Here is a 1417-nt window from a genome sequence, read left to right as displayed (position 1 = left end):
GTTCCCGCCCGCCACCCCCGCGGGACGCCCCGCGGGGGTGGCGGGCGGGAACTCGCGGGCCGTGCGCACCGCTCGCGCCGTACCCTGGGGCCATGACCGCCCTGGCCGAGAGCACCGCCGGAACCGACGTCACCGAGGCGGTCCTGGCGACCTGCCGCCGCGCGAGGGCGGCGGCCCGCCCGCTGCGCCTGGCCACCCGCGCCGCCAAGGACGCCGCGCTGCTGGCCGTGGCCGACGCGCTGGAGGCGGCCACCGAGCGCATCGTGGCGGCCAACGCCGAGGACCTCGAGCGCGGCCGCGCCACCGGCACCTCCGAGCACCTGCTGGACCGCCTGGCCCTGGACGCCGGGCGCGTCGCGGCGCTGGCCGGCGCGGTGCGCGAGGTGGCGGCGCTGCCGGACCCGGTGGGGGAGGTGGTGCGCGGCTCCACGCTGCCCAACGGGCTGCGCCTGCGCCAGCTGCGGGTGCCGATGGGCGTGCTGGGCGTGGTCTACGAGGCCCGCCCGAACGTCACGGTGGACGTGGCGGTGCTGGCCCTGAAGAGCGGCAACGCGGTGGTGCTGCGCGGCGGTTCCGCCGCGATCAGCACCAACGCCGTGCTGGTGGACGTGGTGCGCGGCGCGCTGGGTGCGGCGGGCCTGCCGGCGGACGCGGTGCAGGGCATCGACGAGCACGGCCGCGACGGCGTGGGCGTGCTGCTGACCGCCCGCGGCCTGGTGGACCTGCTGGTGCCGCGCGGCGGCGCCGAGCTCATCCAGCGCGTGGTGCGCGAGGCGACCGTGCCGGTCATCGAGACGGGCGTGGGCAACTGCCACGTGTACGTGGACGCCTCCGCGGACCTGGCGCAGGCCGTGGAGGTCGTGCTCAACGCCAAGACCTCGCGCCCCAGCGTGTGCAACGCCGCGGAGACGGTGCTGGTGCACTCCGCGCTGGCCTCGGACTTCCTGCCCGGGCTGCTGGGCGCGCTGGCGGGCGCGGGGGTGCGCCTGCACGCCGACGAGCGCGCGCTGGCGGCGGCGGCCTCCGCCGGGGTGCCGGCCGAGCCGGTCACCGACGCCGACTGGGCCGCGGAGTACCACGGCCTGGAGATCGCGGTGGGCGTGGTGGACTCCGTGGAGCAGGCGGTGGACCACATCGGGCGCTGGTCCTCGGCGCACACCGAGGCGGTGCTGGCCACCGACGTGCGGGTGACCGACTACTTCTGCGCCGCGGTGGACTCCGCGGTCGTGGCCGTCAACGCCTCCACCCGCTTCACCGACGGCGGGGAGTTCGGGCTGGGCGCGGAGGTCGGCATCTCCACGCAGAAGCTGCACGCGCGCGGGCCGATGGGCCTGTCGGAGCTGACGACCACGACGTGGCAGGTGCTCGGCGACGGGCACGTGCCACGTCGTGGTCGTCAGCTCCGACAGGCCCATCG

1 protein-coding gene is annotated in these 1417 nt (G+C 77.2%); it reads left to right on the top strand.

Going from position 1 to position 1417, the window contains the following annotated elements:
• Positions 1 to 92: 92 nt before the first annotated feature.
• Positions 93 to 1417, top strand: a 1325-nt coding sequence (locus GTR00_RS20810) for a glutamate-5-semialdehyde dehydrogenase (protein WP_166613428.1), incomplete at its 3' end; no start/stop codon positions are given.

The sequence above is a fragment of the Kineococcus indalonis genome, assembly GCF_009906395.1.
Classification (GTDB): Bacteria; Actinomycetota; Actinomycetes; order Actinomycetales; family Kineococcaceae; genus Kineococcus; species Kineococcus indalonis.
Note: the sequence above shows the minus strand (reverse complement) of the source record. Positions and strands in the feature narration are given on the sequence as shown.